Below are 26089 nucleotides of genomic sequence, written 5' to 3'. Positions count from 1 at the left end.
GGTTGTCGGAGCGGAAGTGCCTGAAACGCCACGCCGAAGATCGAGTTCGGGCCGTTAACCCCCGTCAGGTCGGGCAGACTCGAAGGAAGCCCAAAGCAAACCTCCCGTAAAGAGGGTGAGTCGTGTGGACCGCTGCATCGTCCTGGTGGACGCCGGGTATCTGCTGGGGGCCGCCGCCAGTCTCCTCGCCGGAGAGCCCTCGCGATCCCGGATCACCGTCGATCACGCCGCCCTCGTCCAGGGCCTGCGCGAACAGGCCGAGTCCGAGACCGAGCGGCCACTGCTGCGCATCTACTGGTTCGACGGCGCGCCGGACCGCGTCCCCCAGCCCGAGCACCGCAGGCTGCGCGTGATGCCCCGGGTGACCGTCCGGCTGGGCGCGCTGACCCGCAGCGACGGCCGCTGGGCCCAGAAGGGCGTCGACGCGGCCATGCACGCCGAGCTGACCGAGCTGGCCCGCAACCGCGCCTGCTCCGACGTCGTCCTCGTCACCGGCGACGGCGACCTGCTGCCCGGCATGATGGCCGCCAAGGAGCACGGCGTCGCCGTCCACCTGTGGGCCGTCCAGGCCGCCGACGGCGACTACAACCAGTCCGAGGACCTCGTCGCCGAGGCCGACGAACGGCGCGTCCTGGACCGTACGTGGATCACCAAGGCGGTCCGCGCCAAGGAGATCGGCGGGATCTGCGCCCCGCCGCCCGCGCCCCGGCCCGAGATCGCCGCGATCCTCTCCGCGCCGCTGCCCGACTCCGGCCTCGCCGCCGCCGAGCGGACCGCCGAGGAGGCCGAGCACGCCTCCGCGGCCGGCGGCTCCCAGAACGGCGCACAGGAGCGCGTCCCCGCGCCCAAGGGCGTTCCGACCCCCAAGGACCTGGCGGCGCTGCGCGCACCCGGCGAGCGGCCCGTCCAGCACCCCACCACCGCGACCCTGCGCTGGTCCTCCGACAAGGGCTGGGTCGACCGCCCCGGCGTCGCCGCCGAACCCTCCGAGGTCGCCGCGATGCCGACGCTCGCGCAGGTCACCACGGCGGAGCAGCGGTGGGCCGACCGCGAGGAGGACATCACCACCGTCGGCGGCGACCCCTACGAGGTGGGGCAGGTCTTCGCCCGCCGGTGGATGGGACGCCTCGGCGACCAGGGCCATCTGCAGAAGCTGTCGGGCATGTACCCGCGGATCCCGCACCGCATCGACGGCGAGCTGCTGCGGTACGCGGCCCGCTTCGGCCTGCTCGCCCACAAGGACGACCAGATCGACGAACACGACCGGTACGCCATCCGGGCGGGCTTCTGGCGTGAGGTCGACGTACGGACGGCGGCGGAGCACGCTCCGGCGGGGGACTGAACCGGGCACTCGGGACGCCCCCGACGGCGAGCGGAGGTCCCCGACCCCGTAGTCTCGTGCCTTGTGAGTACGCGCGCGGCACCGGTGACTCGGCACGGGGACGAGGTCGTGTGCGCCGTGCGCGGGCTGACCAAGACCTATCCGGCGGTCCGGGGCCGGCGCGGCACCCCCGCGACTCCCGAGGTCCGGGCCACCGACGACGTACGGCTGGACATCCGGCGCGGTGAGATCTTCGGGCTGCTCGGGCCGAACGGGGCCGGCAAGTCCACCCTCGTCCGGCAGCTGACCGGGCTCATGCGGCCGGACACGGGCAGTGTGGAGATCCTCGGCCACGACATCGTGCGCCACCCCGAGCGGGCCGCGCGGATCCTCGCCTACCTCGGTCAGGAGTCCACCGCCCTCGACGAACTCACCGTCTCCCTCGCCGCCGAGACCACCGGACGGCTGCGCGGCCTCGACGTGCGCGCCGCCCGCCGGGAGCGGGACGCCGTCCTCGACGAGCTGGGCCTCACGCCGATCGCCGGGCGGCCGCTGCGCAAGCTGTCCGGCGGGCAGCGGCGGCTGGCCTGCTTCGCGGCCGTCCTGGTGGGGGAGCGGCCCCTGCTGGTGCTGGACGAGCCCACCACCGGGATGGACCCGGTCGCACGCCGGGCGGTGTGGGCCGCTGTGGACCGGCGGCGGGCCGAACGCGGGGCGACCGTGCTGCTCGTCACCCACAACGTCATCGAGGCGGAGACCGTCCTCGACCGGGTCGCCGTCCTCGACCAGGGCCGGGTCATCGCCTGTGACACGCCCTCCGGGCTCAAGGAGCAGGTCGCCGGGGAGGTGCGGGTCGAGCTGGTGTGGCGGGAGCGGGCGCCGCTGGACGTGCCCGAGGTCGCCGCCCTGCGCGAGCGGGCCGTGGAGTCGGGGCGCCGCTGGACGCTGCGGCTCGCCCCCGACGAGGCCCGCGCCATCGTCGCCACCGTCACCGGCGGGGCCGCCTTCGCCGCGCTCGACGACTTCACGCTGGCCACCCCGAGCCTGGAGGACGTCTACCTGGCGCTGGGCGGGGCGGCGCGGCAAGGGCTGGTGCGGGCATGAGCGCGAGGGCCGTCGTCTCCGTATGGGACGGTATGAGAACCGTAGGGAAGAGGAGCAGCGTCACGTGAGTGTCGTACCCGCCGAGGTTCTGCCCGGGAGCGCCGGGGCCGTCACGGAGCCGGCCCGCCGCGCCGTCGCCGAGCTGGCGCCGCGCGCGCGGCTGTGGCCGTCGCTCGTGGCCGTGTACCGGGCGCAGCTGTCCCGGGCGCGGGTGGCGCGCATTCCGCTGCTGTTCGTGGCGACCTTCCAGTCGGTCGGCATCCTGATCATGATGCGGGGCGTGGTGGACGGAGGCCGCGAGGCGGAGGCCGTCGTCGCGGGGTCGGCCGTGCTGGTCGTCGCCTTCGTCGCGCTGAACCTGCTCGCGCAGTACTTCGGACAGCTGCGGGCGAGCGGCGGGCTGGACCACTACGCGACTCTTCCGGTGCCGCCGGCGGCCGTGGTGCTGGGCGCGGCCGGGGCGTACGCCTCGTTCACCGTGCCGGGGACGCTGGTGACGGCCGTGTTCGGGTGCGTGCTGTTCGGGCTGCCGCTGACGCACCTGTGGGTGCTCGCGGCCGTGATCCCGCTGGCGGGCGCCGCGCTGTCCGGGCTCGGGGCGGCCTTCGGGCTGCTCGCGCCGCGGCCGGAGCTGGCCACCGTGCTGGGACAGCTCGGCATGTCGGCCGCGCTGCTGCTGGGCGTGCTGCCGCCGGACCGGATGCCGGAGGCGGTGCGTTTCACCCGCGACCTGCTGCCGTCGACGTACGGCGTCGAGGCCTTCGCGCGGACGTTCGGCGCGGATCCCGACTGGGCGTTCGTCCTCGGGGACCTCGCCGTGTGCGCGGGGGTGGGCGTCGTGTCGCTCGCCGTCGCCACCTGGGCGTACCGCCGGGCCGCCGTCCGGTGACGCGCCGCACAGGCGGGCCTGGCACGATGGCAGGGTGACCGCACCGCTGACTCCGCCTCCGCCGCCGCACGAACCGTCCCCGCGTGAACCGTCCCGGCGCGAACCGTCTCCGCACGAGGCGTGGCCGCCGTCGCCCGGAGGGTACGCGGGGATGGCCGCCGCGCCCCACGAGGCGCCGTACGGACAGGACGGGCCCGGGATGAAGACCGAACTGCGGGAAGCCGCCGTGATCACGGTGGGCGTCGCACTCACCGGGGTGCTGCTCGGGCTGCTGTGGGTGTGGCTGGCGCCGAAGGTGCCCCTGGTGGGGGACGTGGTGGAGGGCAACTGGGTCGTCTACTTCAAGGACACCGAGGGGGAGCAGGCGATCGGGGTGGACGGAACGTTCACGCTGCTCGCTCTGGCGTTCGGCGCGGTGAGTGCGGTGGCGGCGTTCGCCTGGCGGCGGCGTGGGGGAGTGCCGCTCGTCGTCGCACTGGCGCTCGGCGGGTTTCTCGGGTCGTTGCTGGCGTGGCGGGTGGGGCTGTGGCTCGGGCCCGACTCCGATGTGCTGGCGCATGCGCGGGCCGCGGGCAAGGGGGTGACGTTCTCGGCGCCGTTGAAGCTCGGGGCGAAGGGGGCGTTGCTGGCGTGGTCGTTGGCCGGGTCGCTGGTGCATCTGGGGCTCACGGCGCTGTTCGGGCCTCGGGATCCTGATCCGTATCAGGCGCAGGGGGCTGTGCCGCCCAAGGACGGGTACGGGGCGCCTGCGGCTTAGGGCGGGATGTCGCCCCCGCCGCCCCTACCCGTTCCCATCCCTGGGGGCTGCGCCCCCAGACCCCCCTTTCGGCCCTGAAGGGGCCTCGTCCTCAAACGCCGGACGGGCTGGGCGTGCCGGGCGGGCTGAGAGCTCACCCTCGGGCGATCGGGGCCAGTACCGCTTCCGTCAGCTTGGCCAGGTCCGTCCCCGACAGCTCCACCTCCAGGCCTCTGCGGCCCGCCGAGATGCAGATCGTGGGGTGGGTCGTCGCCGAGTCGTCGAGGACCGTGGGGAGTCTCTTGCGCTGGCCGAGGGGGGAGATGCCGCCCCGGACGTAGCCCGTGGTGCGTTCCGCCAGGGTCGGGTCGGCCATGGCCGCTCGTTTGCCGCCGACGGCCGAGGCCAGGGCCTTCAGGTCGAGGGAGCCCGCGACCGGGACCACCGCCACCGTGAGGGCGCCGTCGACGTCCGCGACCAGGGTCTTGAAGACCCGGTCGGGGGAGACGCCCATCGCCTCGGCCGCTTCCTCTCCGTAGGACGGGTGGCTCGGGTCGTGGTCGTAGGCGTGGACCGTGAAGTCCACGCCCGCCGCGGTCAGGGCCACCGTCGCCGGTGTGCCGCCCACCCGTCGCCCGCCACCATCCCTGTTCGAATGCGCTTCGCGCGCCCCGATTCGGTGCTGTTGCTTCTTCGGCTTCTTCGCCATGCTCGGGCCTTCAGTCGCCTTGAGGTGTCTTCAGTTGAGACTCGTCGGGCCTCGCGTCAGATCCGACGCGGGCAGCGAGGGCAGGCTGCGGATGATCGCCGTCTCCGCGCGCAGCAGTCTCAGCTCGTCCCGCAGCCGGGAGGCCGTGTCGGGGGCCTGGAGGAGGCGCTGCTTGGTCGGGGTGTCCAGCATCATCGCGGCCGCCACCAGGTACGACACGACGGACGGGTCGTCGGGGAGGTCCGCGCCCGTGGCCAGGGAGCGTTCGCGGGCGCCCGCCAGGCGCTTCTGGTACTGGCGGAAGGCCCGCAGCACGCCTTCCGCGAGGGCGCCCGCCTCGTCGCCCGGGTCCTCCGGCAGCTCCTGGAGCTCGGCCGTCAGGAACGGGCCCGAGGCGTCCACCGACAGCAGCTTCACGCGGGTCGTACCCGTCGCCAGCACCTCGAACGTGCCGTCGGCCCGCTCGCGGATCGTCGCCGCGTCGGCCACACAGCCGACGCCGTGCAGCGCCTTGACCGGGTCGTCCCCGAAACCGGCCGCGGGGCCGCGCTCGGGCAGCGCCGTCTGGTCGGGCAGCCCCGGGGCGGTGGGCGCCACCTCGTGGCCGTCGCGGATGGCGACGACGGCGAACCGGCGCGATTCGTCCTCGGGGGTCTTCAACAGGTCGCGCATCATGGCGCGATAGCGCTCCTCGAAGACGTTGAGCGGGAGCACGAGTCCCGGGAACAACACCGAGTTCAGGGGGAAGAGCGGCAGGCGGACGGTGGTCACGACGCAGAAGCCTAGTGGTCCAGCGGACGGGCTCGTCCGCCGTGCCCGTTCCCCGGATGCCACGGGGGCTGCCCCGACGGCCCCGAGCGCACTTCCTCGCGGACGGCCAGGAAGTGGCCGAGGGGGTCGTCGGACAGCCGGCCCCAGGGGAAGGAGGTGGCGTACGGGCCGATCAGGCGCAGCTGCGCGAGGGCGTCGTCGCGGCGGCCCAGCCGGGCCAGGACGTACGTCAGGACGTTGCGGATCTCGGCCGGCCACGGGTCGGCGGCGGGAAAGCGCGCGGAGAGCGCGACGGCGCGGTCGGCCGCCGCGTCCAGCCGCTCGCGCGGCACCTCGGGGCCGCAGCCGTCGGTGAGGTACGCGAAGGCGGCCCGCGCGGGCAGCGCCTGGACGAGGGAGCCGGCCGGGGCGTCCTGCGCGGCCCGGTCGGCGAAGTCGAAGCACTCCCGGTGGGAGCCGTGCCACGACTCGGCCAGATAGCGCTTGGCCGCCACATGGCAGCCGTAGTGGTGCGGGGCGCGGCGGACCGCGGCCGCCCACAGCTCGCCGAAGTACTTGTGCCCGGCCCGCGCCCCGCGCGCGTGGTCCAGGGCGATCCGCCACGGCACCGGGTCGCGGACGTCGCTCTGCGCGGCCGCCGTGATCAGCGGGCTCACCTCGCGCAGCAGCTCGGCCCGGGCCGGCGACTGCCAGGCGCGCGCCACCGCGAGCTGGGCGGCGACGAGGAGGACGTCGGGGTCGCGCGGGGCGGCGGCGCCCCACTCGTCGAACCACTCCGGACGCGAGCGCGCGAAGGACGCCAGCCGGGTCACGTACCGGTCGCGGTACTCCCACTCGGCCCGTTCCCGGGTGTGCGCCAGCAGTTCGGCGGCGGGCGCGTAGGCGCCCAGGCCGGCGGCGACCAGCGCGGGTCCGAGCCGGTCGTCGGGCACGTCGAGGAGCACCTCGTCGTCGGCGGGGAGCCCGGCGGCGCTGTGGGGGGCGGCGGTCCGCGCCGTCCGGGAGAACCGGGAGGCGCGGATGAACGGGGGCAGCAGAGCCATGGTGCCGACTATTGAAAAGCCGCTGGTTCACATTGCGCCAGAGGGTTGGGGCAACCTGTGGAAAGTTGTACGGCCCCGGGTCAAGGGACGGTAAAGGCGGGTGGCGGGGTGCTCAGCCCCGGCGCAGCAGTCGCGTCGCCCCCGCCGCCACCGTCGTCGCCAGGATCCAGCCGAGCAGGATCAGCGCCGCCGACAGCCACTGCCAGCCGCCGCGCAGCTGCCACTGGCCGGCCTGCCCCAGGTCGATGACGGGCAGCAGCAGGTCGAGGGCGAGGAGCGCCGGGTTCCAGGGCGGGTGCCCGGCGCGGTCGACGGGCGGATGCGGGGCGTGCGCGAACGCCAGGGAGCTCGCCGCCCACAGCACCGCCATCCACACCGCCGCCCGGCCCGGCCGGTATCCGTAGGCGACCGTCCAGTCCTGGACGTATCCCAGCACCTTCGCGGCCGGCGGGAGCGTCTCCCGGCGGCGGCGCTGCTTGGCCAGCAGCACCTCGCGGGCGTCCTCGTCCTCCCCGCCGGCCCGCAGCACGGCCGCCAGCCGCTCGTACGGCTCCGGGGCGTACTCGGCGGTCGCCGCGGCCACCCAGCGCAGCCGCTCGGCCAGCGGGAACGGGCCCTGCGGCACCAGGTTCTCGTACGCGAAGCCGCCCATGTGCAGGTTGCCCGGGCCGGGCCAGGCGCTCGCCCGGTCCACCAGGTTGATCACCCGGGCGCCCGACAGCACTGCCTTGCCGCGCCTCGGCCGCTCCCCGAGGAAGCGCAGCTCGGGCGTCTGTACCCGGCGCAGCGACAGCTCCTGGTCCTCCGTGAAGGTGAACCGGGCCCGCTCCAGGTCCACGGCGTCCCCGAACCGCCCGTCGTCCAGCCGCACCCCGCCCCGGCACTCGAAGCGCTGGATGCGCGTCCCGCGCGCGGGCGTCGTGCCGCTCAGCGCCTGGCCGCCGACGCCGGCCGGGGTCAGGTACAGCGAGCGTTCCACGGTCAGCTGGGGCGCGTTCAGTGCGAGCCGCGTGTAGGGGTTGGTCAGCCGCGCCCCGCGCAGGCTCAGCGACACGCCGATCTGGGCGCTGCGCAGACTCAGCTCGCCGTGCGACTCCAGCAGCTCCGCCTGGAGGTCCTGGCCGACCGTCATGCCGTCGGCGGCGATCGAGCGGCCGGAGCGGTCGCGGTAGACGATCGCCTGGTTGAGCAGCAGGTCCGTGCCGATGTGCGCGTCGGTGAGCCGCACGCCGTTGTGGAAACGGCAGCGGGGCAGGTGCAGATCGCCCTCGGTGTGCACCCGGGCCGCCTCCAGGCGCGGCACCTGGCAGTCCACCATCCGCAGGGTCGTGAACCGCGCCTCCGGCAGCAGCACCTCCCGCTCGAACCGGCAGCGCTTCATCTCCACATACGGCACCACCGTGCCGCCCGCGAGGTCCAGGGTGCCGCTGACCTGCACGCCGACCAGCTTCAGCGAGGAGACCCGGCCGGCCAGCGCGGGCGGACCGGCCAGCAGCAGCCAGGCGACGATGCGGGCCCGCACGGTGCGCGACTCGCCCCAGGGATGCCCGCCGTGCGGGTCGTCGACGACCGTGTCCCCGCTGCTCAGGTCGTACGCGCTGCCGTTGCGGAAGGCCTGCCACATGCCGGCCTCGGCGGCGGTCAGGTCGTCCGGCAGGTCTCCGGCGGCGTCCCCGGCACGGATGCCCGCCCCCTCGGTCACACGGTTCACCCCACTTCGTTTCTGTCGTTACTCACAGGTTTCGCACAGCTGTTCATGCCCGTTGAGTGACCCCCCGAACGCCCCCAGTGAAGGTGATCTTCCGATTTCCGGCCAGGTTCTGTATCAGCCATTGATACGCGCGGACGACGCTCGATCCCGGTCTGAGAGAATTGACCGCGTGATCTCCCGAATCGATCTGCGCGGCGACGCCCTCCCCGAGGGACCCGCCCTGCGCGACCTGCTGCCCCGAGCCGACTTCGACGTCTCGGCCGCCCTGGAGAAGGTGCGTCCGATCTGCGAGGCCGTACATCATCGGGGCGACGCGGCGCTGATCGACTTCGCCGAGAAGTTCGACGGAGTGCGGCTGGAATCCGTACGGGTCCCGGCGCAGGCGATCGCCGACGCGCTGGAGCGGCTCGACCCGGCCGTGCGCGCGGCCCTGGAGGAGTCCATCCGCCGCACCCGTCTCGTCCACCGCGCACAGCGCCGCACGACGCACACGACCCAGGTCGTGCCGGGCGGTTCGGTGACCGAGAAGTGGGCGCCGGTCGACCGGGTCGGGCTGTACGCGCCCGGCGGCCGGTCGGTCTACCCGTCCTCGGTCGTCATGAACGTCGTGCCCGCGCAGGAGGCCGGCGTCGAGTCCATCGCGCTCGCCTCCCCCGCCCAGGCCGAGTTCGACGGCCTGCCGCACCCGACGATCCTCGCCGCGTGCGCGCTGCTCGGCATCGACGAGGTGTACGCGGCCGGCGGCGCGACCGCCGTCGCGATGTTCGCGTACGGCACCGAGTCCTGCCCGCCCGCAGACATGGTCACCGGCCCCGGCAACATCTGGGTCGCCGCCGCCAAGCGCTACTTCACCGGCAAGATCGGCATCGACGCCGAGGCCGGCCCGACCGAGATCGCCGTCCTGGCCGACGACAGCGCCGACCCGGCGCACGTCGCCGCCGACCTGATCAGCCAGGCCGAGCACGACCCGCTGGCGGCGGCGGTGCTGGTCACCGACTCCGTCGCGCTGGCGGACGCGGTCGAGAAGGAGCTGGAGCCGCAGGTCGCGGCCACCAAGCACATCGAGGACCGGATCGTCCCGGCGCTCAGCGGCAGGCAGTCGGCGATCGTGCTCGTCGACGGGATCGACGAGGGCCTGCGCGTCGTCGACGCGTACGGCGCCGAGCACCTGGAGATCCAGACGGCCGACGCCGCCGCGGTCGCCGACCGGGTGCGCAACGCGGGCGCGATCTTCATCGGCCCCTGGGCGCCGGTGTCCCTGGGCGACTACGCCGCGGGGTCCAACCACGTGCTCCCCACGGGCGGCTGCGCCTGCCACTCCTCCGGCCTGTCCGTGCAGTCCTTCCTGAGGGGCATCCACATCGTCGACTACACGCGGGACGCGCTGGCCGAGGTCGCGCATCACGTGGTGACGCTGGCGGAGGCGGAGGACCTGCCCGCGCACGGCGCGGCGGTCAAGGCGAGGTTCGGTTGGAAGGTGCCTGAGAGCAAGTGAGCTTCGGAATCGACGATCTTCCCGTACGGGACGAGCTGCGCGGCAAGTCCCCCTACGGCGCGCCCCAGTTGGACGTCCCCGTACGGCTGAACACCAACGAGAACCCCTACCCGCTGCCCGAGCCGCTGGTCGAGCGGATCGCGGAGCGGGTGCGCGAGGCCGCCCGCGACCTCAACCGCTACCCGGACCGCGACGCGGTGGAGCTGCGCACCCAGCTCGCGAAGTACCTGACGGACACCGCCGGGCACGAGGTGGGCCTGGCGAACGTGTGGGCGGCGAACGGCTCCAACGAGGTCCTCCAGCAGCTGCTGCAGACCTTCGGCGGACCGGGTCGTACCGCGATCGGCTTCGAGCCGTCGTACTCGATGCACGGGCTCATCGCGCGCGGCACCGGGACCGGATGGATCTCGGGCCCGCGCCACGAGGACTTCACGATCGACCTCGCGGCGGCCGAGAAGGCCATCGCCGAGCACCGGCCCGACGTCGTCTTCGTCACCACCCCCAACAACCCCACCGGCACCGCGGTCCCGGCCGCCACGGTCCTCGCGCTGTACGAGGCGGCGCAGGCCGCGAAGCCGTCGATGGTCGTGGTCGACGAGGCGTACATCGAGTTCAGCCACGGCGACTCGCTGCTGCCGCTGCTCGAAGGCCGGCCGAATCTCGTCGTCTCGCGGACGATGTCGAAGGCCTTCGGCGCGGCCGGCCTGCGCCTCGGCTACCTGGCCGCGCACCCGGCGGTCGTGGACGCCGTCCAGCTCGTCCGGCTGCCGTACCACCTGTCGGCCGTCACGCAGGCGACCGCGCTGGCCGCCCTGGAGCACACCGACACGCTGCTGAAGTACGTCGAGCAGCTGAAGTCGGAGCGGGACCGGCTGGTGCGCGAGCTGCTCGCGATCGGGTACGAGGTCACGGCGTCCGACGCCAACTTCGTGCAGTTCGGGCGGTTCGCCGACGCCCACGTCGGCTGGCAGCAGATCCTCGACCGGGGCGTCCTGGTCCGGGACAACGGCGTGCCCGGCTGGCTGCGGGTCACCGCCGGAACCCCCGAAGAGAACGACGCGTTCCTCGACGCGGTCCGTGAAGTCAAGAAGGAGCAGAGCTCATGAGCCGCGTTGGACGCGTGGAGCGCACCACCAAGGAGACCTCGGTCCTCGTCGAGATCAACCTCGACGGCAGCGGCAAGGTCGATGTGTCGACCGGTGTCGGCTTCTACGACCACATGCTCGACCAGCTCGGCCGCCACGGTCTGTTCGACCTGACCGTGAAGACCGACGGCGACCTGCACATCGACTCCCACCACACCATCGAGGACACCGCCCTCGCGCTCGGCGCCGCCTTCAAGCAGGCCCTCGGCGACAAGGTGGGGATCTACCGCTTCGGCAACTGCACGGTCCCGCTGGACGAGTCGCTCGCCCAGGTGACCGTCGACCTGTCCGGCCGCCCCTACCTCGTGCACACCGAGCCCGAGAACATGGCGCCGATGATCGGCGAGTACGACACCACGATGACCCGGCACATCCTGGAGTCCTTCGTCGCCCAGGCGCAGATCGCGCTGCACGTGCACGTGCCCTACGGGCGCAACGCGCACCACATCGTGGAATGCCAGTTCAAGGCGCTGGCCCGGGCCCTGCGCTACGCCTCCGAGCGCGACCCGCGCGCGGCCGGCATCCTCCCCTCCACGAAGGGCGCGCTGTAAAGCCATGACCGGACTGTCGACCATCCTGATCGTCGTCGGCCTCTTCCTGGCCGGCGGCATCTACTCCTTCGTCAAGCAGCAGATGCCGAAGAGCCTGATCGTGCTGCTCTCGATCGGGGCCACGATGTGTCTCGTCGCGGGCGTGGTGAGGCTGGAGGTGTGGAATTGAGCACCGCCGGCAAGGCGAGAGCCGCCAAGAAGGTCGTGGTCTTCGACTACGGCTTCGGCAACGTGCGGTCCGCCGAGCGTGCCCTCGCGCGCGCCGGCGCCGACGTGGAGATCACCCGTGACTTCGACACGGCGATGAACGCCGACGGGCTGCTGGTGCCGGGCGTCGGCGCCTTCGCCGCCTGCATGAAGGGCCTGAAGGAGGCCCGCGGCGACTGGATCATCGGCCGCCGGCTGTCCGGCGGCCGCCCGGTCATGGGCATCTGCGTCGGCATGCAGATCCTCTTCGCGCGCGGCATCGAGCACGGCGTCCAGACCGAGGGCCTGGACGAATGGCCCGGCGCGGTCGAGCCGCTCCAGGCCGAGATCGTGCCCCACATGGGCTGGAACACCGTCGAGGCCCCGGCCGACTCCGAGCTGTTCGCCGGCCTGGACGCGGACGCGCGCTACTACTTCGTGCACTCCTACGCCGTCCACGACTGGTTGCTGGACGTGCACAACCCGCTGCTGCACGCTCCGAAGGTGACCTGGTCGACGCACGGGAAGCCGTTCGTGGCCGCCGTGGAGAACGGCGCGCTGTGGGCCACGCAGTTCCACCCCGAGAAGTCCGGCGACGCCGGAGCCCAGCTCCTCACCAACTGGATCGGAACCCTGTGAGCAAGCTCGAACTCCTCCCCGCCGTCGACGTCCGCGACGGCCAGGCCGTCCGTCTCGTGCACGGCGAGTCGGGGACGGAAACTTCTTACGGTTCGCCCCTGGAAGCCGCTCTCGCCTGGCAGCGCTCGGGCGCCGAGTGGCTGCACCTGGTCGACCTGGACGCCGCGTTCGGCACCGGCGACAACCGCGCGCTGATCGCCGAGGTCGCGGGGGCGATGGACATCAAGGTGGAGCTGTCCGGCGGCATCCGCGACGACGACACCCTCGCCGCCGCCCTGGCCACCGGCTGCACGCGGGTGAACCTGGGCACGGCCGCCCTGGAGACGCCCGAGTGGGTCGCCGAGGTCATCGCCGAGCACGGCGACAAGATCGCCGTCGGCCTCGACGTCCGCGGCACGACCTTGCGCGGGCGTGGCTGGACCCGGGACGGCGGCGACCTCTACGAGACGCTGGAGCGCCTCGACAAGCAGGGCTGCGCGCGGTACGTCGTCACCGACATCGCCAAGGACGGCACGCTGCAGGGCCCGAACCTGGAGCTGCTGAGGAACGTCTGCGCGGCGACGGACCGGCCGGTCGTGGCGTCGGGCGGCGTGTCCTCCCTCGACGACCTGCGGGCCATCGCCGAGCTGGTGCCCCTCGGCGTCGAGGGCTCCATCGTCGGCAAGGCGCTCTACGCCAAGGCGTTCACCCTGGAAGAGGCCCTGGAGGCGGTGGCCCGGTGAGCGACGTACGACGCGTCACGACGGGCGCGCCCTGGGAGGAGGCCTTCGGCTACTCCCGCGCGGTGGAGCTGCCGAACGGCCTGGTGCTGGTCTCCGGCTGCACCTCGATAGTGGACGGGGAGATCGCCGGGGGCGGCCCCTACGAGCAGACGGTCAACGCCTTCAACGTCGCGTTCGCGGCGCTGGAGCAGCTGGGTCTCGGACGCGACGACGTCGTGCGGACGCGCATGTACATCACCCACGCGCGGGACGTGGACGACGTCGGACGCGCCCACAAGGAGCTGTTCGACTCCGTCCGGCCCGCCGCATCCATGATCATCGTCTCCGGCTTCGTGGACCCGTCCCTGGTCGTCGAGGTCGAGGTGGAGGCGTTCCGGGGAGTGCCGTCATGACCCTGGCGATCCGAGTCATCCCCTGCCTGGACGTGGACAACGGCCGGGTCGTCAAGGGCGTCAACTTCCAGAACCTGCGCGACGCGGGCGACCCCGTCGAGATGGCCAAGGTGTACGACGCCGAGGGCGCCGACGAGCTGACGTTCCTGGACATCACGGCCTCCTCCGGCAACCGCGAGACCACCTACGACGTGGTGCGCCGCACCGCCGAGCAGGTGTTCATCCCGCTCACCGTCGGCGGCGGGGTGCGCACGCCCGAGGACGTCGACAAGCTGCTGCGCGCGGGCGCCGACAAGGTGGGCGTGAACACGGCCGCGATCGCCCGCCCGGAGCTGATCAAGGAGATCGCCGAGCGGTTCGGCCGCCAGGTGCTGGTGCTGTCGGTGGACGCCCGGCGGACCCCTTCGGGGGGCTTCGAGGTGACCACCCACGGAGGCCGCAAGGGCACCGGGATCGACGCGGTCGAGTGGGCGCACCGGGCGGCCGAGCTGGGCGCGGGGGAGATCCTGCTCAACTCGATGGACGCCGACGGCACCAAGGACGGCTATGACCTGGAGATGATCGGGGCCGTGCGCAGGCATGTGACGGTCCCGGTGATCGCCTCCGGCGGCGCCGGCCGGCTCGCCGACTTCCCGCCGGCCGTCGAGGCGGGCGCGGACGCGGTGCTGGCCGCGTCGGTGTTTCACTTCGGGGACCTGCGGATCGGGCAGGTGAAGGACACGCTGCGGGGGGCGGGACACCCCGTGCGGTGACGCCTTCGGGCGGGTGATGACGTGGGGTAAGCCCCGGCCACCTGGTGGTCGGGGCTTACTCGTGCCCAGATGAGAAAGAGAAGTTGCGCAAAATAAATTGCGCAACTTTTCTTTCCTGTCTAGGGTGGGGGCATGACAGACAAGGAGAGAGACCGCCGGATCACGGACCTGGGCACCCTCAAGGCCCTCGCCCACCCCCTGCGGATGAAGCTGTACCGGGGCCTGACGGTCGCCCGGGTCGCCACCGCCTCCCAGCTCGCCGAACAGGTCGACGAGGCCGTCTCGCTCGTCAGCTACCACCTGCGCAAGCTCGCCGAGCACGGCCTGATCGAGGAGGCCGCGCCACAGAGCGGGGACGGCCGGGAGCGCTGGTGGCAGCCCGCCTCCGACGGAGTGAGCATCCGCGACGAGGACTTCCGCGACGCCCCCGAGAAGGCGGCCGCCCACACGGCGGCCAGCAGGTTCTTCGCCGAACAGCGCATGGACATGTACCGGCGCTGGCTGGACGAGCGCGCCCACTGGGGCCCCGAGTGGAACCGGACGGCCGAGTCCGCCGAGGGCACGCTGCGCCTCACGGCCAACGAACTGGCCGAGCTCACCCAGGAGATGCTCGCCCTCCTCCACAAGTACGACGAGCGGGGCCGGGCCGCCGAGACCGCCGGCGACACCGAAGGCCGCGAGAACGTCGCGGTGCACACGTACGCGTTCCCGTTCCGGATCTGAGAGAGGCCGCCCGTGACCGCCACCGCGCACGAGACCGCGCACGAGAGCGCTCAGCCGATCGCCTCCGAACCGCCGGCCCACCGCGACCCCAACGTGCTGCGCTGGCTCGCCGCCTACACCGCCTCGATGGTCGGCGACAGCGTCTACTACATCGCCCTGTCCTGGGCCGCCGTACAGGCCGGTACGCCCTCACAGGCCGGGCTCGTGATGACGGCGAGCGCTCTGCCGCGGGCCCTGCTGATGCTGGGCGGGGGAGTGATCGCCGACCGGCTGGGTCCGCGCCGGGTCGTCGTCGGCAGCGACGCCGTGCGCTGCGCGGCCGTCCTCGCGGTCGCCGCGCTGCTGTACGCGACCTCTCCCGGCCTGTGGCCGCTGGCCCTGCTGGCGCTGGTCTTCGGCGCCGTCGACGCCGTGTTCGTGCCGGCCGTGGGCGCCCTGCCCGCGCGCGTGACGCGTCGTGACCAGCTCGCGCGCGTGCAGGGCATGCGCGGACTGGCGATCCGGTTCGCGAGCGTCGTCGGCGCCCCGCTCGGCGGCTTCGGCGTGGCGGCGGGCGGCGCGGCGGCCGCCTTCGCCATCGCCGGGCTGCTCATCGCGGTGTCGGTGCCGCTGCTCCTCTGCGTGCGGATACGCGACCTTCCGCCGCACGACGCCACCGCCACCGCCACCGCCGCCGACGCCGCGCCGAACGCGACCGCCTGGGCCGACCTCGTGGCCGGTCTCGGATACATCCGCCGCCACCGGGTCCTCGCCCCGCTGATGGCGGCCATCGCCCTCGGCGACCTCGGCTTCGTCGGACCGCTCAACGTGGGCCTGACCCTGCTGGCCGACGAACGCGGGTGGGGCGCCTCCGGCATGGGCTGGGTGCTCTCCGGGTTCGGCGTCGGCGCGGGCGCCGCCTCGCTGCTGCTGACCCTGCGCGGGCGGCTCCCGCGCGCCGGACAGGTCGCCGGCTGCTCGATCCTGGCCGGTTCGCTGGCCATCGGCTCCCTCGCGTACGCGCCGACGGTCGCCGCCGCCGTCGGCACGGCCCTGCTGATCGGGCTTCTCGCCGGCCTCAGCGGCGCCATGTGCGGCGCCCTGCTGCAGACCCAGGCCGACCCCGCCTACCTGGGCCGCGTCACCGCCGTCTCCAGCCTCGTCAGCCTCGGCCTCACCCCGCTCAGCATGCCGCTGTCGGCCGCGGCCATCGGCGCCTGGGGCACCGGCCCCGTGTTCGTCGGCAGCGCCGCGGTCTGCGGCCTCGGCGGGATCGTGGCCCTGTGCGTCCCCGGCCTGCGCCGCGCCGAACTCCCGCGCTGACGCCACCCCGCAGAGGCGGAGTACGAGCGGCGCGGCCCTCAGATCCCGAGCTGCTTGCCGCCGTGCAGCTTCTCGATCGCGTCCTTCTCGCCCACCAGCTCCACCTTGGCGGCGCTCTGCCGGCCGTACAGGAACAGCAGCAGCTCGGACGGCTCCCCGGTCGCCGTCACCACCGGCGTGCCCCGGTTGGCGACCGCCGTACGGCCGTCCGCGCGGCGCAGGACCAGCCCCGTCGGGGTGCTGCGGCCCATCAGGCGGGCGGTGCGCTCCAGCCGGGACCACAGCGCGTCCTGGAACACCGGGTCGAGCTCGCGCGGCGTCCAGTCCGACTGGGCGCGGCGGACGTCCTCGGTGTGGACGTAGAACTCGATCGTGTTCGACGCCTCGTCGATCTGCTTGAGCTGGAAGGGCGAGAAACGCGGCGGACCGGTCCGGATCAGCTGGATGAGCTCCTCGTACGGCTTGGCCGCGAACTCCTCCATCACCTTGTCCAGCCGGGACGCGAGCTGCGGGATCAGGATGCCGCCGGCGGCGTCCGGGCGGCGCTCGCGCACCACCACGTGCGCGGCCAGGTCCCGGGTCTGCCAGCCCTCGCAGAGGGTCGGCGCCTCGGGACCCGCGGTCTCCAAGAGGTCGGCGAGCAGAAGCCGTTCACGCTTGGCGAAAGTCGACATGCAGTCAGCCTACGACCGTGCGGAAGGTCCGCCCACCCGTCTCCCGGCCCACCACCCCTCACCGAGGTGCTCCGCGCCGCCCTTTCCAGTCAGTGGACACCGTCCCGTCACTGTCAGTGGCGCGCGGCAGAATGGCAGCATGACCAGTACGCCCACGCCCAGCAGCCTGGACCCCGAGATCGCCGCGCGCCTCAAGCGCAGCGCCGACGGGCTCGTCCCCGCCATCGCCCAGCAGTACGACACCGGTGAGGTGCTCATGCTCGGCTGGATGGACGACGAGGCGCTGCACCGCACGCTCACCACCGGCCGCTGCACCTACTGGTCGCGCAGCCGCCGGAAGTACTGGGTCAAGGGCGACACCTCCGGCCACTTCCAGTGGGTCAAGTCCGTCGCCCTCGACTGCGACGCCGACACCGTGCTCGTCCAGGTCGACCAGGTCGGCGCCGCCTGCCACACCGGCGCCCGCACCTGCTTCGACGCCGACGTCCTCCTGAAGGACGGCGCCGACAGAGTCGGGACGGATTCCGGCGTACCGGCCTCGGATCAGTAAGGTCAGCCGCCATGGACCTCGAGACCTTCCGCAAGCTGGCCGGCGACCGCCGTGTCATCCCGGTCACCCGCAAGCTCCTCGCCGACGGCGACACCCCGGTCGCGCTCTACCGCAAGCTCGCCGCCGAGCGCACCGGCACCTTCCTGCTGGAGTCCGCGGAGAACGGCCGCTCCTGGTCCCGGTACTCCTTCGTGGGCGTCCGCAGCGCCGCCACCCTCACCGCGCTCGACGGCCAGGCCCACTGGCTCGGCGCCCCGCCCGTCGGGGTCCCCACGGACGGCGACCCGCTGGCCGCCCTGCGCGCTGCCATCGAGGCGCTGCACACCCCGCACCAGGAGGGCATGCCGCCCTTCACCGGCGGCATGGTCGGCTACCTCGGCTACGACATCGTGCGCCGCCTGGAGAAGATCGGCCCCGGCGAGCGCGACGACCTCGGACTGCCCGAGCTGACCATGCTCCTGACCAGCGACCTCGCCGTCATGGACCACTGGGAGGGCTCGGTCCTGCTGATCGCCAACGCGATCAACCACAACGACCTCGACACCGGCGTCGACGAGGCCCACGCGGACGCAGTCGCCCGCCTGGACGCCATGGAGGCCGACCTCTCCCGCCCGGTCGCCCAGCCCCCGGCCGTCCTCCCGCCCTCCGAACTGCCCGAGTACACCGCGCTGTGGGGCGGCCCCGACTTCCAGGAGGCCGTCGAGGACGTCAAGGAACGCATCCGCGCGGGCGAGGCCTTCCAGGTCGTCCCCTCCCAGCGCTTCGAAACCCCGTGCACGGCAAGCGCGTTGGACGTGTACCGGGTGCTGAGGGCCACCAACCCCTCCCCGTACATGTACCTCTTCCGCTTCGACGGCTTCGACGTCGTGGGCTCCAGCCCCGAGGCGCTCGTCAAGGTCGCCGACGGACAGGCGATGGTCCACCCCATCGCGGGCACCCGGCACCGCGGGGCCACCCCGCAGGAGGACCAGGCCCTCGCCGACGAACTGCTCGCGGACCCCAAGGAACGCGCCGAGCACCTCATGCTCGTCGACCTCGGCCGCAACGACCTGGGCCGGGTCTGCGAGCCGGGCTCGGTCGAGGTCGTCGACTTCATGTCCGTCGAGCGGTACTCGCACGTGATGCACATCGTCTCCACCGTCACCGGCAAGGTCGCCGCCGGCCGCACCGCCTTCGACGTCCTCACCGCGTGCTTCCCGGCCGGCACCCTCTCCGGCGCCCCCAAGCCGCGCGCCATGCAGATCATCGACGAGCTGGAACCCTCCCGACGCGGCCTGTACGGCGGCTGCGTCGGCTACCTGGACTTCGCGGGCGACTCCGACACCGCCATCGCCATCCGCACGGCCCTGCTGCGCGACGGCACGGCCTACGTCCAGGCCGGCGCCGGCATCGTCGCCGACTCCGACCCGGTCGCCGAGGACCAGGAGTGCCGCAACAAGGCCGCGGCGGTCCTGCGCGCCGTCCACACCGCCAACCGTCTCGGGCGGCCCGCGCGCGAGTAGGGCGCTTTCCGGGCGGCTTCGGGACGACTTCGGACGACTTCGGACGACTTCCCGCACAGTAGGACGCGTCTCACGTGCGCCCCGGGTGACGGTTCGCCCGGGGTTCAGGCGATAGTGGGGTACGTGACTGCTGTTCCGCACCCCCGTTCCGCATCCGACGCCGCCGCCCGGTCCGGCCGCCGCAGCCTCGCCCTCGCCCTGCTGTGCGGGGCGCTGGGCGCTGCCGTGGCCCTGCTGTCGACCCGGCAGCGCTGGTCGCAGGGCACGGCGACGGTGGCCGGCGGCGCCTTTCCCCTGACCGCCAAGGGCAGCGACGTCACGGGCGTGCCCGCGGCGCTCGCCATAGTGGGCCTCGCCGCGCTCGTCGCCGTCTTCGCCGTCCGCAGGGCCGGCCGCTTCGCGGTCTCCGCCCTGCTCGCGCTCTCCGGCGCCGGCATCATGACCGCCGCCCTGCTCGGCGCCTCCGACGACTCCGCACTCGACGAGCAGGCGGCGAAGGCGTCCGGCGACACCTCGGCCACCGTCGCCTCGTTCACCCACACCGCCTGGCCCTACGCGGCGGCCGCGGGCGGCGCCCTGATCCTCCTGGCCGGCCTGCTGGCCCTGCGCTACGGCCGCCTGTGGCCCGCCATGTCCGGCCGCTACGAACGCGACGGCGCCCCGCGCCCCCGGCGTGCGCCGGGGCCCGTCGACCCCGACCGGCCCGAGGACATGTGGAAGGCCCTGGACCGCGGCGAGGACCCCACCGGCACGGGCCCGGCCTGAACCGGTCCGACCAGGTCGCCGTCCCCGGTTCCCGATGTGGTGAATCAGACGCGACCGGATACCACCCCCGCGTCCGGCACGCGCGTGCGTACGGGACAATGGACGACGAGCGTCCGGCTCGGACGGACACAGAGACAGCAATGAGGAGCAAGTCATGGCGGGCAGCAGCCACGGACACACCCCGGCCGCCTGGACCGGTGTCATCATCGCCATCATCGGTTTCACCGTCGCGGGCGCGTTCATGGTGATGGCCGAGCCGCTCGGGTTCTGGGCCGGCATGGCGATCGTGGCCCTCTCCGGTGTGGTCGGCCTGGCGATGCGCGCCGCGGGCCTCGGACAGTCGAAGGACGTGCACCCGGTGCACCAGGTCGCGGCGACCCCCGAGCCGGCGGGCGCCGAGGGCTGAGTCCCGTACGACTTCGTGAGGGGCGGCCGGTGCGGAACCGGCCGCCCCTCACGCGCGCGCTGCGCCCTGCCGGGGCACAATGCGAGGCGTGAACGCCGACAGCCAGAGGGTGACATCGACGACCGTGGGACGACTCGCCGTACCCGCCGGGATCCTCGCGGCCGTCGTCGGCGCCTTCGCCTACGTAGCGACCGTCGACCCCAACGAGCCCGGCCACTACCCGGCCTGCCCGCTCCTGCGCTTCACCGGCCTGTACTGCCCCGGCTGCGGCGGCCTGCGCAGCGCGCACGCCTTCGCGCACGGGGACTTCCAGGCCGCCCTCCAGGACAACGCGCCGGCCGTCGCCGCCTACCTGGCCTTCGCGGTGCTGTGGACCGTCTGGGTGGCCCGCGCGGCCCGTGGACGCCCCCTGCGCGTCGACCTCACCCCCGTGCGGCTCTGGACGCTGGGCGCGACGCTGCTGATCTTCACGGTTGTCCGGAACCTGCCGTTCGGCGGCTGGCTTCATCCTTGATCAACCGGCGAATGTCCAGGTACTGGGACCGCCGTCAGCCGGATGTGAGGCCTTCGCCTTCCTCCGGATACCATCACAGTGACCATCGTTTTCCACCGCTTGCCGGAAGGAGGCCGCTCGCGTGAGTGTCCTCGACGAGATCATCGACGGAGTCCGTGCCGACCTCGCGGAGCGGCAGGCGCGCGTCAGCCTCGACGAGCTCAAGGAGCGCGCGGCGAAGGCCCCGGCCGCCAAGGACGGCGTGGCCGCCCTCCGCGGCGACGGCGTCAAGGTCATCTGCGAGGTCAAGCGCTCCAGCCCGTCCAAGGGCGCGCTGGCCGCCATCGCCGACCCGGCCGGCCTGGCCGCCGACTACGAGGCGGGCGGCGCGGCCGTCATCTCCGTCCTGACCGAACAGCGCCGTTTCGGCGGCTCGCTGGCCGACCTCGAAGCGGTACGCGCGCGCGTGGACATCCCCGTGCTGCGCAAGGACTTCATCGTCACCTCGTACCAGCTGTGGGAGGCCCGCGCGTACGGCGCCGACCTCGCGCTGCTGATCGTGGCCGCCCTGGAACAGTCCGCCCTGGAGTCGCTCATCGAGCGCGCCGTCTCCATCGGTCTCACCCCGCTCGTCGAGGTCCACGACGAGGACGAGGTGGAGCGCGCCGTCGACGCGGGCGCCAAGGTGATCGGCGTCAACGCGCGCAACCTGAAGACCCTCGAGGTGGACCGCGGCACCTTCGACCGCGTCGCCCCCGAGATCCCGGCCCGCATCGTCAAGGTCGCCGAGTCCGGCGTCCGAGGCCCGCACGACCTCATCGCGTACGCCAACGCCGGCACCGACGCGGTCCTGGTCGGCGAGTCCCTGGTGACGGGCCGCGATCCCAAGACGGCGGTCGCCGACCTGGTGGCAGCAGGCGAACACCCGGCACTGCGTCACGGCCGCGGCTGACGGCTCGGTAGAGTTGCCTCCGATGACTCCGACGACCCCCGCGACGACTGCGGACCGGTACGCCCGCCTCGCGCGCGGCTGCCGCCCGCGTGGCTGTCGCGCGCCCGCTCGCAGGGTGCACGGCCGCAGGGTGCGGTACGTCATCGGAGACGAGCCGGGCCAAGTGAACGGCATGCGATGGCAGCAGCGGACCGACAAGGGGCGCGGGGCTCTGTTTGATGTGCGGCTACCGCCGCACGGGCGCGACCAGCCACAGACGGCCTGAGGTCGTACGACAACCCCTGCCCCCACGGCGATTGGTTCCTTCCGCAAACTCACCGTGAGGTTTCCGCATGCCCAGCGAGTTCTTCATTCCCGACCCGGAGGGTCAAGTCCCCAGCGCCGAAGGCTACTTCGGCGCGTTCGGCGGCAAGTTCATCCCGGAGGCCCTCGTCGCCGCCGTGGACGAGGTCGCCGTCGAGTACGACAAGGCCAAGCACGACCCCGAGTTCGCCCGCGAACTCGACGACCTGCTCGTCAACTACACCGGCCGCCCCTCGGCCCTCACCGAGGTCCCCCGTTTCGCCGCGGAAGCGGGCGGCGCCCGGATGTTCCTCAAGCGCGAGGACCTCAACCACACCGGCTCCCACAAGATCAACAACGTGCTCGGTCAGGCGCTGCTCACCCAGCGCATGGGCAAGACGCGCGTGATCGCCGAGACCGGCGCGGGCCAGCACGGCGTGGCCACGGCCACTGCCTGCGCCCTCTTCGGGCTCGAGTGCACGATCTACATGGGCGAGATCGACACCCAGCGCCAGGCCCTCAACGTGGCCCGGATGCGCATGCTGGGCGCCGAGGTCGTGGCCGTGAAGTCCGGCAGCCGCACCCTGAAGGACGCCATCAACGAGGCGTTCAGAGACTGGGTCGCCAACGTCGACCACACCCACTACCTGTTCGGCACGGTCGCAGGACCGCACCCCTTCCCGGCGATGGTCCGCGACTTCCACCGCGTCATCGGCGTCGAGGCCCGCCGCCAGCTCCTGGAGCGCGCCGGACGACTGCCCGACGCGGCCGTCGCCTGCGTCGGCGGCGGCTCCAACGCCATCGGCCTGTTCCACGCCTTCATCCCGGACGCCTCCGTCCGCCTCATCGGCTGCGAGCCGGCCGGCCACGGCATCGAGACCGGCGAGCACGCGGCGACCCTGACCGCGGGCGAGCCCGGCATCCTGCACGGTTCGCGCTCCTACGTCCTCCAGGACGACGAAGGCCAGATCACCGAGCCGTACTCCATCTCGGCCGGCCTGGACTATCCGGGCATCGGCCCCGAGCACTCCTACCTCAAGGACAGCGGCCGCGGCGAGTACCGCGCGGTCACCGACGACGCGGCCATGCAGGCGCTGCGTCTGCTGTCGCGCACCGAGGGCATCATCCCGGCCATCGAGAGCGCGCACGCGCTGGCCGGGGCTCTGGAGGTCGGCAGGGAGCTCGGCAAGGACGGGCTGATCATCGTCAACCTGTCCGGTCGCGGCGACAAGGACATGGACACGGCCGCCCGCTACTTCGGGCTGTACGACAACGGCGTGGACGCCGAGGTCGCCGCCAACACCGCCGACACCGCCGAGATCGAGGGGGACGCCAAGTGAGCGGCACCATCCAGCTGCTGTCGGACACCCTCGCCGCCGCCAAGGCGGACGGCCGCGCCGCGCTCATCGCCTACCTCCCGGCCGGGTTCCCGACCGTGGACGGCGGCATCGAGGCGATCAAGGCCGTCCTCGACGGCGGCGCGGACGTCGTCGAGGTCGGTCTGCCGCACAGCGACCCCGTCCTCGACGGACCGGTCATCCAGACCGCCGACGACATCGCCCTGCGGGGCGGGGTGCGGATCGCGGACGTCATGCGCACGGTCCGCGAGGCCTTCGAGGCGACCGGGAAGCCGGTCCTCGTCATGACGTACTGGAACCCGATCGACCGCTACGGCGTCGAGCGGTTCACCGCCGAGCTGGCCGAGGCGGGCGGCGCGGGCTGCATCCTGCCCGACCTGCCCGTGCAGGAGTCGGCGCTGTGGAGGGAGCACGCCGAGAAGCACGGCCTCGCGACCGTCTTCGTGGTGGCGCCGAGCAGCAAGGACGCGCGGCTCGCCCAGATCACCGAGGCGGGCAGCGGCTTCGTCTACGCGGCGTCGCTGATGGGCGTCACCGGCACCCGGGAGTCGGTGGGCGCGCAGGCCCAGAACCTGGTCGAGCGGACCCGGGCCACCGGCACCGGGCTGCCCGTCTGCGTCGGCCTCGGCGTGTCCGACGCCACGCAGGCCGCCGAGGTGGCCGGCTTCGCCGACGGCGTGATCGTCGGCTCGGCCTTCGTCAAGCGGATGCTGGACGCGCCGGACGACGCGGCCGGCGTCGAGGCCGTCCGCGCGCTCGCGGGCGAGCTGGCGAAGGGCGTGCGCCGACAGGTGTGACGGGAGGCTCGCTCACCCGAACGGGTGGACCTGGGATCGGGGAGGCGCAATGCGCCTCCCCGGTTCGTTCTGGGGGTGTGAGCGAGAAGAATCGTGACGGAAAGCGCAACGCCCGGGAACGGCTGGCGGCGGAGCGCGAGAAGCAGAAGGCCGCCGAGCGGCGGCGGCGCACACTGATCGTCGGCGCGAGCGTGGTCTGTGTGCTGGGTCTGGCGGCGGTGATCGGCGTCGTCGCCGCGAACTCCGGCAAGGACGACAGCAGCGACAAGGCGGGCCCGGTCGTGGCGCCCTCAGGGGCCCAGGGCGAGGACGCGCTGGCGATCCCGGTCGGCAAGGACGGCGCCAAGTCCACGCTCACCGTGTGGGAGGACTTCCGCTGCCCGGCCTGCAAGGCCTTCGAGTCGGCGTACCGTCCGACGATCCACGAGCTGACTCAGGCCGGAAAGCTCAAGGTCGAATACCACCTGGCCACCCTCATCGACGGCAACATGGGCGGCAGCGGCTCCCGTAACGCGGCGAACGCCGCGGCCTGCGCCCAGGACGCCGGAAAGTTCCAGGCCTACCACGACGTGCTGTACGAGAACCAGCCGGACGAAACGAACGACGCCTACGCCAAGAACGCGAAGCTCATCGAGCTCGCGGGCCAGGTCGACGGCCTGGACACGCCCGCGTTTCGCACCTGCGTCGAGGACGGCACGCACAACAGCTGGGTCGTGAAGTCCAACCAGGCCTTCCAGAACGGCCACTTCGGCGGTACCCCGACGGTGCTGTTCAACGGCAAGAACATCTACGCGGACCAGTCGATGACGCCGGCGAAGCTGAAGCAGATGGTGGAGGAGGCCGACAAAGGGTGACAAGGGGTAAGGCCCTTTCACACCTGCCCGTTATGGAGCCGTAGCCGGGCTGCCTGCCGTCGGCCCGGTCCGGCACGGTAGCGTCGACCTTGCCATGGAAATTGCCTACATTCCCAGCCCGTCGCACGGGGTGCTGTACCTCGGCCCCATTCCGCTGCGCGGCTACGCGTTCTGCATCATCATCGGCGTCTTCGTCGCGGTCTGGCTCGGCAACAGGCGCTGGGTCGCCCGGGGCGGGCGGGCCGGCACGGTGGCTGACATCGCCGTCTGGGCGGTGCCCTTCGGGCTGCTCGGAGGCCGGCTCTACCACGTGATCACGGACTACGAGCTGTACTTCAGCGAGGGCCGTGACTGGGTGGACGCCTTCAAGGTCTGGGAGGGCGGCCTCGGCATCTGGGGCGCGATCGCGCTCGGAGCGGTCGGCGCATGGATCGGCTGTCGCCGCCGGGGCATCGCCCTGCCCGCGTACGCCGACGCCATCGCGCCCGGCATCGCCCTCGCTCAGGCGATCGGCCGCTGGGGCAACTGGTTCAACCAGGAGCTGTACGGCAAGGAGACCGACCTCCCCTGGGCCCTGCACATCACGTCCTCGGCGGACGGCCGGGTGCCCGGGTACTACCACCCGACGTTCCTGTACGAGTCGCTGTGGTGCATCGGCGTCGCCCTCCTCGTCATCTGGGCCGACCGCCGCTTCAAGCTGGGCCATGGCCGGGCCTTCGCGCTGTACGTCGCCGCGTACTGCGTGGGCCGGGCGTGGATCGAGTACATGCGCGTCGACGACGCCCACCACATCCTGGGCCTGCGGCTGAACGACTGGACCGCGATGGTCGTGTTCCTGCTCGCCGTGACGTACATCGTGATCTCGGCGAAGAAGCGGCCGGGGCGTGAGGCGGTCGTGGAACCGGGCGCCGCCGAGGGCGCCTCCGGCGGTGAGGCCGGGGAGGTCTCCGAGGACGAGGACGAGGACAAGTCCGGGGACGCGGACAAGGCCGAGGCCGAGGACAGGGACAAGAGCAAGGCCGAGGGCGAGGAAAAGGCCAAGGCCAAGGCGGAGGCCAAGGAAGAGTCCGAGGCCGAGGTAGATGAAAGCGCCAAGGCCAAGGTCGATGGAAGCGCCAAGGCCAAGGGCGAGGACAAGGCCCAGGTGAAGGACAAGGCCGACGCCGGAGCGAAGGGCGCGGCCGAGGCCGAGGCCGTTGAGCCTGCCGAGGTGAAGACCGAGGTCAAGGACGAAGCCGAGTCGGCCGGCAAGAAGAGCTGACGGC

Annotated in this window: 30 protein-coding genes; 25 read left to right on the top strand and 5 right to left on the bottom strand. The window is 72.7% G+C overall.

The annotated features are described in order from the left end of the window. The first annotated feature begins 124 nt into the window (after positions 1–124). The 4 genes from ACIBAF_RS00535 (at position 125) to ACIBAF_RS00520 (ending at position 4071) form a co-directional block, all read left to right on the top strand. Positions 125–1342 carry an NYN domain-containing protein gene (locus ACIBAF_RS00535; RefSeq protein WP_399460893.1) on the top strand — a complete coding sequence of 406 codons (1218 nt, stop codon included), beginning with the start codon at positions 125–127 and terminating at the stop codon, positions 1340–1342. Between the two features lie 108 nt (positions 1343–1450). Continuing rightward, positions 1451–2425, top strand: coding sequence for an ABC transporter ATP-binding protein (locus ACIBAF_RS00530; RefSeq protein ID WP_319671268.1), 975 nt, complete (start codon positions 1451–1453; stop codon positions 2423–2425). A 64-nt stretch (positions 2426–2489) separates the two neighbouring features. Then, the gene (locus ACIBAF_RS00525) at positions 2490–3314 is read left to right on the top strand and encodes an ABC transporter permease (protein ID WP_399460892.1); all 825 of its coding nucleotides are present in this window, start codon (positions 2490–2492) and stop codon (positions 3312–3314) included. Positions 3315–3348: 34 nt separating this feature from the next. After that, positions 3349–4071 carry a hypothetical protein gene (locus ACIBAF_RS00520; RefSeq protein ID WP_399460891.1) on the top strand — a complete coding sequence of 241 codons (723 nt, stop codon included), beginning with the start codon at positions 3349–3351 and terminating at the stop codon, positions 4069–4071. Positions 4072–4204: 133 nt separating this feature from the next. Here the strand turns inward: ACIBAF_RS00520 and ybaK are convergent, their stop codons facing one another. From ybaK to ACIBAF_RS00500, 4 genes are all read right to left on the bottom strand, one after another. Beyond that, positions 4205–4759, bottom strand: a complete 555-nt coding sequence (gene ybaK, locus ACIBAF_RS00515) for a Cys-tRNA(Pro) deacylase (RefSeq protein WP_399460890.1) — start codon at positions 4757–4759, stop codon at positions 4205–4207. A 30-nt stretch (positions 4760–4789) separates the two neighbouring features. Next, on the bottom strand, positions 4790–5530 hold the full coding sequence (locus ACIBAF_RS00510) for an LON peptidase substrate-binding domain-containing protein (RefSeq protein ID WP_399460889.1): 741 nt from the start codon (positions 5528–5530) through the stop codon (positions 4790–4792). A gap of 11 nt (positions 5531–5541) precedes the next feature. Then, on the bottom strand, positions 5542–6585 hold the full coding sequence (locus ACIBAF_RS00505) for a hypothetical protein (RefSeq protein WP_399461319.1): 1044 nt from the start codon (positions 6583–6585) through the stop codon (positions 5542–5544). Between the two features lie 100 nt (positions 6586–6685). Further along, positions 6686–8275, bottom strand: a complete 1590-nt coding sequence (locus tag ACIBAF_RS00500; protein ID WP_399461318.1) for an oxidoreductase — start codon at positions 8273–8275, stop codon at positions 6686–6688. 178 nt (positions 8276–8453) lie between these two features. Between ACIBAF_RS00500 and hisD the strand changes: the two genes are divergently transcribed. The 10 genes from hisD to ACIBAF_RS00450 all read left to right on the top strand — a co-directional run bounded on the left by hisD (position 8454) and on the right by ACIBAF_RS00450 (position 16191). Then, complete coding sequence (gene hisD, locus ACIBAF_RS00495; RefSeq protein ID WP_399460888.1) at positions 8454–9779, top strand: histidinol dehydrogenase; 1326 nt, start codon at positions 8454–8456, stop codon at positions 9777–9779. Further along, positions 9776–10885 (top strand): histidinol-phosphate transaminase, encoded by a 1110-nt coding sequence (locus ACIBAF_RS00490; protein WP_399460887.1) that lies wholly within the window; start codon positions 9776–9778, stop codon positions 10883–10885. Before hisD ends, ACIBAF_RS00490 begins: the two co-directional genes overlap by 4 nt. Further along, positions 10882–11475 (top strand): imidazoleglycerol-phosphate dehydratase HisB, encoded by a 594-nt coding sequence (gene hisB, locus ACIBAF_RS00485; protein WP_266395948.1) that lies wholly within the window; start codon positions 10882–10884, stop codon positions 11473–11475. Before ACIBAF_RS00490 ends, hisB begins: the two co-directional genes overlap by 4 nt. 4 nt (positions 11476–11479) lie before the next feature. Continuing rightward, positions 11480–11644 (top strand): hypothetical protein, encoded by a 165-nt coding sequence (locus ACIBAF_RS00480; RefSeq protein WP_329216336.1) that lies wholly within the window; start codon positions 11480–11482, stop codon positions 11642–11644. Then, on the top strand, positions 11641–12300 hold the full coding sequence (gene hisH / locus ACIBAF_RS00475) for an imidazole glycerol phosphate synthase subunit HisH (protein WP_399460886.1): 660 nt from the start codon (positions 11641–11643) through the stop codon (positions 12298–12300). Before ACIBAF_RS00480 ends, hisH begins: the two co-directional genes overlap by 4 nt. After that, complete coding sequence (priA, locus tag ACIBAF_RS00470; protein ID WP_399460885.1) at positions 12297–13022, top strand: bifunctional 1-(5-phosphoribosyl)-5-((5-phosphoribosylamino)methylideneamino)imidazole-4-carboxamide isomerase/phosphoribosylanthranilate isomerase PriA; 726 nt, start codon at positions 12297–12299, stop codon at positions 13020–13022. The genes hisH and priA overlap by 4 nt, the downstream gene beginning before the upstream one ends. After that, the gene (locus ACIBAF_RS00465) at positions 13019–13414 is read left to right on the top strand and encodes a RidA family protein (protein ID WP_399460884.1); all 396 of its coding nucleotides are present in this window, start codon (positions 13019–13021) and stop codon (positions 13412–13414) included. Before priA ends, ACIBAF_RS00465 begins: the two co-directional genes overlap by 4 nt. Beyond that, entirely contained in the window at positions 13411–14166 is a 756-nt protein-coding gene (hisF, locus tag ACIBAF_RS00460) for an imidazole glycerol phosphate synthase subunit HisF (RefSeq protein WP_399460883.1), read from the top strand. The genes ACIBAF_RS00465 and hisF overlap by 4 nt, the downstream gene beginning before the upstream one ends. Positions 14167–14298: 132 nt before the next feature. Next, a complete protein-coding gene (locus ACIBAF_RS00455) occupies positions 14299–14889 on the top strand; it encodes an ArsR/SmtB family transcription factor (protein WP_399460882.1) in 591 nt (196 codons plus the stop codon). Between the two features lie 12 nt (positions 14890–14901). Then, on the top strand, positions 14902–16191 hold the full coding sequence (locus ACIBAF_RS00450) for an MFS transporter (RefSeq protein ID WP_399460881.1): 1290 nt from the start codon (positions 14902–14904) through the stop codon (positions 16189–16191). Between the two features lie 38 nt (positions 16192–16229). Here the strand turns inward: ACIBAF_RS00450 and ACIBAF_RS00445 are convergent, their stop codons facing one another. Beyond that, the gene (locus ACIBAF_RS00445; protein ID WP_399460880.1) at positions 16230–16865 is read right to left on the bottom strand and encodes a TIGR03085 family metal-binding protein; all 636 of its coding nucleotides are present in this window, start codon (positions 16863–16865) and stop codon (positions 16230–16232) included. Positions 16866–17004: 139 nt separating this feature from the next. Between ACIBAF_RS00445 and hisI the strand changes: the two genes are divergently transcribed. From hisI to lgt, 11 genes are all read left to right on the top strand, one after another. Beyond that, complete coding sequence (gene hisI / locus ACIBAF_RS00440; protein ID WP_399460879.1) at positions 17005–17415, top strand: phosphoribosyl-AMP cyclohydrolase; 411 nt, start codon at positions 17005–17007, stop codon at positions 17413–17415. Between the two features lie 11 nt (positions 17416–17426). Beyond that, positions 17427–18917 carry an anthranilate synthase component I gene (locus tag ACIBAF_RS00435; RefSeq protein ID WP_399460878.1) on the top strand — a complete coding sequence of 497 codons (1491 nt, stop codon included), beginning with the start codon at positions 17427–17429 and terminating at the stop codon, positions 18915–18917. A gap of 114 nt (positions 18918–19031) precedes the next feature. Next, positions 19032–19682 (top strand): TIGR02234 family membrane protein, encoded by a 651-nt coding sequence (locus ACIBAF_RS00430; protein WP_399460877.1) that lies wholly within the window; start codon positions 19032–19034, stop codon positions 19680–19682. Between the two features lie 154 nt (positions 19683–19836). Continuing rightward, positions 19837–20088, top strand: a complete 252-nt coding sequence (locus ACIBAF_RS00425) for an HGxxPAAW family protein (RefSeq protein WP_399460876.1) — start codon at positions 19837–19839, stop codon at positions 20086–20088. Positions 20089–20167: 79 nt separating this feature from the next. Continuing rightward, positions 20168–20602, top strand: coding sequence for a DUF2752 domain-containing protein (locus tag ACIBAF_RS00420; RefSeq protein ID WP_399460875.1), 435 nt, complete (start codon positions 20168–20170; stop codon positions 20600–20602). A 121-nt stretch (positions 20603–20723) separates the two neighbouring features. Beyond that, the gene (gene trpC, locus ACIBAF_RS00415) at positions 20724–21533 is read left to right on the top strand and encodes an indole-3-glycerol phosphate synthase TrpC (RefSeq protein WP_399460874.1); all 810 of its coding nucleotides are present in this window, start codon (positions 20724–20726) and stop codon (positions 21531–21533) included. A gap of 22 nt (positions 21534–21555) precedes the next feature. Then, positions 21556–21798, top strand: coding sequence for a tryptophan biosynthesis modulator TrpM (gene trpM, locus ACIBAF_RS00410; protein ID WP_399460873.1), 243 nt, complete (start codon positions 21556–21558; stop codon positions 21796–21798). Positions 21799–21865: 67 nt separating this feature from the next. Next, the gene (gene trpB, locus ACIBAF_RS00405) at positions 21866–23155 is read left to right on the top strand and encodes a tryptophan synthase subunit beta (RefSeq protein WP_399460872.1); all 1290 of its coding nucleotides are present in this window, start codon (positions 21866–21868) and stop codon (positions 23153–23155) included. Further along, complete coding sequence (trpA, locus tag ACIBAF_RS00400) at positions 23152–23970, top strand: tryptophan synthase subunit alpha (protein ID WP_399460871.1); 819 nt, start codon at positions 23152–23154, stop codon at positions 23968–23970. Before trpB ends, trpA begins: the two co-directional genes overlap by 4 nt. Positions 23971–24047: 77 nt before the next feature. After that, on the top strand, positions 24048–24824 hold the full coding sequence (locus ACIBAF_RS00395) for a thioredoxin domain-containing protein (protein WP_399460870.1): 777 nt from the start codon (positions 24048–24050) through the stop codon (positions 24822–24824). Positions 24825–24918: 94 nt separating this feature from the next. Continuing rightward, on the top strand, positions 24919–26085 hold the full coding sequence (gene lgt, locus ACIBAF_RS00390) for a prolipoprotein diacylglyceryl transferase (protein ID WP_399460869.1): 1167 nt from the start codon (positions 24919–24921) through the stop codon (positions 26083–26085). The last annotated feature ends 4 nt before the right edge of the window (positions 26086–26089 follow it).

This window comes from Streptomyces sp. NPDC051677 (genome assembly GCF_044453465.1).
Lineage (GTDB): Bacteria > Actinomycetota > Actinomycetes > Streptomycetales > Streptomycetaceae > Streptomyces.
This window is presented reverse-complemented; position numbering and strand designations above follow the sequence as displayed.